Genomic DNA, 6,674 nt, shown 5'->3' with positions numbered 1-6,674 from the left:
ATGGAAATGGCCTCCGGTGGAAATTAACTCCAGCCTACCCGCTGAGAGGCGGGGGTGACCATCCCATTACAGCATGTGCATGAAGTTAACAGCCCCCTTCATGTCTTTTTGAAACCGTCTCTTAGCATGTTGATTGGCCATGATATGCGATATAACCGCTCGTGTACTAACGACCCGATCCAAAGGCGCTCGGCCGACGCTGGTCCCGCTCCTGGTTTCTCAATGGCATAACCAGTGGGCCACAAGCGCAATACATCGCGTTCGCGGTCCGTTTTGCCGGGATGTATCAAGACGAGCGACGAAGGTACGCCGTTGTTTAGTACCGGCAGCGCCGGCAGGGTCATTGCTGAAGCCTTAGGCGAGGCTAGAGAGGCGAAGCTGCGAGCAGAGAACTTCGCTCCATTGACCCAACCTTGGGTTCGAAGGCTAGCCTCTATCTCATCGATGCTCGCGGACCACTGAATGGCTAAAGGTTCCTTGCGATCGCCTTCCATATCGGAACGATAGCAAGGCAAACTCTGCCACAAGGTATTGGTCCATTGCGACGTTGTCGCGATGAGGCGGCCCTCATTCAGCGCGCTGTCGGATTTCATCGTCGGAGCACCGACATCAAACTGAACAGCGACACTGACGCAGACCACCGTTAAAATGACGGCAGGCATGAACCCACGCGACGGCGGCACGACCGGCTTGCGCAGCACGGCAGCAAAAGCGACAACCGAAACCCATACCAAAGCAAGCGCCGCGCCTCCAACGGCATCGGAGAACCAGAACCGACCGAAATATAGCCCGGCGAGAGCCACGCAGGCTACGGCGACGGTGCTTGTGGACACGACGAAAACGCCCGCCAGCGTACCGACCCGTCGCGCAAGCAGGAAGGTGATAAACCCATAGATGGTGACCACCGCAGCTACGTGATTACTCGGAAACGCGTATGCTCCCCAATTCAGTGTCTCTGGCGGAGCGCGGTGGATGGCGAATTGGAGGGTTACTGTCAGAAGCTGTGAAAAGACAATCGCAGCAAGCCAGTAGCCCAGCGTGCGCCAACGGCGTTCCCAAACCATCCACGGCGTCGCTGTTATGACCAGCGCTAACAGCGTGATGACACTGCCGAGCGTCGCGAGGCCCGCCATGGTGGAATCACCCCAAGGCGTACGCACAGATTGAAGGAAGTGGTAGACAGACCTGTCAACCACTACGAGCGGGTCACCGCTGATAACGTCCTGCAGGATACCAAAGAAAAGCCAACAAGAAAGAAGCACAGTGAGAGAGGCAGCCACGACGGGTCCCGCAACGGGTCGGTCGGGATTCAGCACCCGGATGATCACGCGACCTGCCCAACCGTCGTGGAGACCGGCCCAAATCGTCAAGCTAAGCCCCGCATCATTCACCCAGGCACTCGCGTGCGACAAAGCAAAGCGTGTGACGCGGATGCACAGCCAAGCGATCCCGACCAGCAACGCGATGATAACGACAAGCCGAAACGAAACGACGCCCGCGACCTGAACGGATGCACCAAATATCACGCCCGGCAGAATATGGGCGGGGGCCCAAAGCAGCGCCGAAAGGATGTTCATGACATAAAAGCGCATCGGAGTCATGCCCAACATCCCCGCAACCACGGGCACAATTGCCCGCAACGGGCCGATGAACCGGGCCAACACTACGCTTTTCGCGCCATGCTTCTCAAAGAAGCTGCGTCCCGCGTCGAGCGTCCGGGGGTGTCTTCGAAAAGGCCAGACCGTGACAATTTTCTTCTTGTAGCGGCTGCGAAGCCAGTAACTGATTCCGTCTCCGACGATCGCACCGACAATTGCCCATGCGAACACCCACCCAAGGTTGAGCGAGCCGGTTCCTACCAGTGCACCGGCCAGGAACATCGCAGTACTTCCCGGAACGAAAGTTCCGATAACCGCGATGGCTTCGAGGAATGCCGCCAGAAAGACGACCAAGAGCGTCCATGCCGGATGTCCGGCCAGCAAATCCAACAAGTGGACGTAGGCATGCTCCATCAATTTCCCATTTGTAGGCTATCGGAGAAGCGATTGTTAAGCGATGCATGCGTCACATTTCAAGTTGCTGGCTGCACGGGTGAACACGCCGCCGGAGTCGGAAGGAGTTCCTGCAGACCTTTGCTTATTACCTGGCGCTCATAAATCGCCGTTCGCGTGTTCGAAATAGCTAAGATACTGCGACTCCAAGAGCCCATCCCGCGCCGTATGTGAACGCCGCTGCCGCCAGACCAACAAGAACTTGCCGGGCTGCCGAAAATCCCGCGCTGCGCCCATTGAAAAGCGATGTGAAAAGGCCTATTGCCGCCAATGCGAAGATGCTGAAGCTAATGCATTGCGCATTGGCACTCATGCCGGATGACCACAGATATGGCATGGCCGGGAAAATTGCGCCGAGCGCGAAAAGGCAAAACGAAACGCCGGCGGCCGACCACGGGTTCCCACCTAGCTCTGCGGGGTCAATGCCCAGTTCTTCGCGAACGAGCACGTCGAGAGCCTTGTCCTTATCCTGCATGATTTTCGATGCAAAACGCTTCGCGTCGTCTGCGCTTAAACCCTTTGCTCTGTAGATTAGCGCCAGTTCGTGCTCCTCTGACTCCGGGCTATGCTCAAGTTCGTTTTGTTCCTTCGAGACCTGCGACTGCGCGAGCTCGCGCGCGTTTGTCACTGATAGCCATTCACCCAGCGCCATCGAGCAGGCGCCCGCAATAAGCCCAGCGAGTGCCGTTAGTAAGATAGCTTTATTGCCTGTCCCTGCGCCCGCGACACCCATGATCAAGCAAAAGTTGGAGACTAACCCGTCGTTCGCTCCCAGCACCGCCGCACGCAGGTCGTTGCCCGAGGCAACGCCTCGGTGCCAAGACTCCGACTGCGCGATATCGACCCCCTGCGCAGCAGGTGGGTTGCCTGCATTGGCCAATTGTTGGACCACGTTCGCGTGTCGATGCTCGTCTTCTGACATTCGGGCCGTATCTGGGTTGCCTGCGTATTTATTCCTGTCGGCGAATTCGGCGGCTGCGATCGACGGCAGGACGAAGCGTGGTCCCAGCAAATGCACGAGTCCCTTCATCAGGTGCGTCTTGGTATTGAAGCCCGACCTCGCCTTCCTACCGTTGGCAGTGAGCTTGTCTGCCCAAACGCGTGCGTGCATTCGCTCGGATGCCGCGAGTTCGCCGAAGATCTGCTTTCGGGAAGGGTCCTTTTCCACCCGCGATAATGTTTCGTAGATTGCCGCACTATGAAGTTCGTCGGCGAGATTCGCCCGAAACCTTTTGAGTTCTTGTACAGAGTTCATTTAATCACCCATCGCAATACTCGCAGACTCGAAACTCGGCAAAATTGTACGGACTTACCACCGCACAAATCTGAATGAGAATAGAAACACTTCAATATGTTCTCTTCAACGTACACTTGGACCCACGAACTACAGCGGACGACTGGTCGTTTCACTGTTCGCCCGAACGAAGCAATGGTTACGCAATTCTGAGGATTTATTGGTCGATATTGCGAACAACTCTTTCCCCGCCCATTCAAAGCATGCGTTGCAACACCGAGTCGCGAAGAACGAGGCGGTGGGAACGGTGGGGCGCGGGCATCGCGAAGGATTCCATGAGCGTGGACAGGCTACTATCTCATAGGAGGCTCAAGCCCATCGCGGGCCACCGAGACTCCGACCGCCTCGAAGTTTGGTGCGCAAGAATCGTTGACCCACCGAGCTGTTTCCGCCTTGCGCGCCGTCGATCACGTGGCCGGCGTCGAGCTCGAAAAAGAACGCCTGCGCCTCAATATGTTCCTATGCGCATTGCGCCACGTTCCACGAGACAATCGTACCTTTACGTTCGGGGATCAGGCAACCCGTTCGGATGGAGCTGAGCGCTGACATGCCGCGACCGTGAACAGGGAAATGTCGGACCTTGATAAACGGGTGACAGCGACCAAATGAAACCAGCGGCGAGAAACGGATACACGGACGGGAAGCGCTTCGCTATGATGGCAGAACACAAACGATGTCTCACCTCATAAGCGTATAGCAATGAAGGAATAAAGCGGAAGTCGCTGCGCATGACGCTCGTCAAGCACCAGGAACGAATTTAGTGGATCAGCGCGCGGTTCGCGTCGGTATCTTCCAGTAGATATAGCACGCGGTCGTACTGCACCGTGAGCGCCTTGGTGAGCCGTCGCGCTTCGCGCCACGTCAGCGCCCGTTCTAGACTCTCGTCGGCGCGCAGTGAACGATGCCCGTCATAGTCGCTTCTCGGCGGCTTGGCAAAGCGCGCGGGACCGCTATGTGAGCCAGCGACAAACCCCGTTCGGCCATCATCGCGACCAAATCGCGTAGGCTGAGCTCGTAGCGCAGGTACCGACGACACGCAGAATGATGATCTCCCCATCAAAATGGCGTCCACCGAACAACTCCTCCAGCCTTTTCAGCTTGCTCATCGCAGGTCATCATCTTCGTTTTGCTCCGACAAACTCTAGCCGATTCGCCGATCCTCTGCATCAGAACCGTGCCTGAGGAGGTCAGGGCTGTTGCGGTAGCCACGCTCATAGGCCATCGCATAGAGACAGCTGGCCGTAGGATAAACGGAGGGAAGCCATCGATCCGCGAATGCCGCAGCACGCACGCTATCGGCAGCCGACCTGCGCAAGTACGCTGGACGGTGCCACGGTGTATGTGCACGTCCGGATTTACCCCGGGTCGTAAAAGCGGAACTTCCTCTGGCTGAAGATGTCCTGCAGGCTAGCCCAATAAAGTAGGTATTCTTGCATCTTGTTGATTTCCAGTATCTGGTGGCGCACAGCGTGGCTTCAAAGCTCATTCTTTGGACGCGGAAGCGGACTTGAGGATGCAGTGCGTTATCTCTGAGCAATGGAGCGAGAGATGACTGATCGCTTTGAACTGCAGGTGCGCAAGAACGACGTTCAACTGTTACCAATCGTCGGCGCCGGACCGGTCAAGCTCGCGACGAGAGTGGGTAGCAACAGTATCGATTATGTCGCGCTCGTCACCACCGAGTCCGCTCTCGTGAAGCGTTGGCAGCGGTTGTTGGAGCACGCGCAGTGCCCCTACAGGTGCCGAGCGTTGACGGATCAAGGAGACTTCGACATCTCCGTGTACGGGAGACCCTCTTGGAAATAAATACCACCTCTCGCGGTATGCCTGCTTTGCACGCGCTGAATCGATAGGGCGCAAAGGCGAATGTTTAGAGACTACGATGTTTCAAAAAGTGGAGGATACACACCAGAATGACAGAAAATTCCAGTTACGTACCGAGGAACTTGGTTCGAGCGATCTTGTTGTCTTCGAGCCTTCTCGTCTGCCATGCGGGCATTGCGAATCCCAACGTCTGCGAGCGACAAAACAGCGTCAAGGTGGCGGGAGACGTCCCCGCCGCAATCAGCTATGACGTGTTTTCTGCAATTCATCCTATAGTGGCCTCGCGTATTGCAAGCCTGATGCCTACGCAGCAAGTCAAGATGTTGCATGACGGCACCCGCGCGTGCATTGTTGCTGACGACGGGGTAGCGGATCCATCTGCCGTTCTTCTGCGGATTCCAACTGAACCGGTCAATTATTGGGTAAGGCGCTGGGATATTTCTCCTGGTTAATGAAGTCGATTGCGATGCGTCGCGGGATTTCGCGGTCTGTCATGATGTGCCTCCCAATCCGTAAAGCTTTGCCTTCGTTGTCGCAACCATTCGCGAAATCCCAGCGATCTTCTCCTCTGGAAAGAGGTTGATCAAGTAGTCGCGCTGCGCCGCAGTACAACGGGTTCTATCTGGTGGACAGAAGCGCTGGCGCATGACTGCTCAAGTGCCACGGAGGACATCCGATGTCGACGCGACGAACCGTAGCAGTGATTTGCCTGGGTCTTCTTTTGGGCGCTTGCACCCGGCAAGACAGCGTTTTCTCGATGTCACCTCGATTCACGGGACGCTCCGACGCTCCGGTCGCGTCGGTAGCTAACTGCATTGCATCTCGCTGGGATCGCGCCACCCGCGCGCTCAAGCGTCGCCGTAGCGATGGAGTGATCAGCCTACGCACCGAAACACTTTTCACTGGTGTTTCGATTGGGGTGCGTTTGCGAAGTATCCGAGGCGAGACGCTCGTGGAATACTTCGAGCGGCGATACGCAGATCCGCTTTACGTAAAGATGGTGCGCAGTTGCCTAGCAGCGGAGGAAACGGCTGTGCCGAGTCGACTTGAGCGCTGATGAATAGTTCCTCGGCCGCCGGTGGTAGTTCTCTGAAGCAGCGTGAGTATCGCATTGTTGAACTACTGCCCGGCCAAGTCTGATTCGCTAACGTCCCCTGTTCCGCCGGGGTCGAACGGCCCAGCCGACTGGTCGGCTCGCCAAGATGGAAGACGCCACCGCCGCCTCCGCTTTAGCGGGCCTCTCTGCCAAACTCAACTCGATTTGCCGTCCCGTTGTGACAAACCTTCACTTACGACGAGGGAAAAGGAATGCTGCGGCATCAAGAACTCGCTGCTGCCACTGGCGTGCGCGTCTACATCTGCGACGCGCACAGCCCCTGGCAGCGCGGGACCTGCGAAAACACCAACGGATTGCTTCGTCAATATTTACCTAATATAGATAGTCCGTCCCGCCTTCCGTGATACTGGTCACAGCTGGCAGGTACTGCCAGCGAAAGCGGGACATG

Annotated in this window: 4 protein-coding genes and 3 pseudogenes; 3 read left to right on the top strand and 4 right to left on the bottom strand. The window is 56.9% G+C overall.

All coding sequences use genetic code 11. From position 1 onward, the window contains the following. Positions 1-98 precede the first annotated feature (98 nt). The 4 genes and pseudogenes from AWB65_RS33785 to AWB65_RS37460 form a co-directional block, all read right to left on the bottom strand. Positions 99-2,012 (bottom strand): bifunctional DedA family/phosphatase PAP2 family protein, encoded by a 1,914-nt coding sequence (locus AWB65_RS33785; protein WP_087671141.1) that lies wholly within the window; start codon positions 2,010-2,012, stop codon positions 99-101. A 169-nt stretch (positions 2,013-2,181) separates the two neighbouring features. After that, entirely contained in the window at positions 2,182-3,306 is a 1,125-nt protein-coding gene (locus AWB65_RS33780; protein ID WP_087671140.1) for a VIT1/CCC1 transporter family protein, read from the bottom strand. Positions 3,307-4,108: 802 nt separating this feature from the next. After that, positions 4,109-4,285 (bottom strand): annotated as a pseudogene (locus AWB65_RS37465) (ISNCY family transposase); the annotation flags it as partial. Continuing rightward, positions 4,285-4,451: pseudogene (locus AWB65_RS37460) on the bottom strand (IS6 family transposase); the annotation flags it as partial. The pseudogenes AWB65_RS37460 and AWB65_RS37465, both read right to left, overlap by 1 nt. 442 nt (positions 4,452-4,893) lie before the next feature. Between AWB65_RS37460 and AWB65_RS33765 the strand changes: the two are divergent. The 3 genes and pseudogenes from AWB65_RS33765 to AWB65_RS33760 form a co-directional block, all read left to right on the top strand. After that, the gene (locus AWB65_RS33765; protein WP_087671139.1) at positions 4,894-5,151 is read left to right on the top strand and encodes a hypothetical protein; all 258 of its coding nucleotides are present in this window, start codon (positions 4,894-4,896) and stop codon (positions 5,149-5,151) included. A 107-nt stretch (positions 5,152-5,258) separates the two neighbouring features. Beyond that, complete coding sequence (locus tag AWB65_RS36095) at positions 5,259-5,621, top strand: hypothetical protein (protein ID WP_125474290.1); 363 nt, start codon at positions 5,259-5,261, stop codon at positions 5,619-5,621. Positions 5,622-6,336: 715 nt separating this feature from the next. Next, positions 6,337-6,600: pseudogene (locus tag AWB65_RS33760) on the top strand (IS30 family transposase); the annotation flags it as partial. Positions 6,601-6,674: the final 74 nt, after the last annotated feature.

Source organism: Caballeronia humi (assembly GCF_001544475.1).
Lineage (GTDB): Bacteria > Pseudomonadota > Gammaproteobacteria > Burkholderiales > Burkholderiaceae > Caballeronia > Caballeronia humi.
This window is presented reverse-complemented; position numbering and strand designations above follow the sequence as displayed.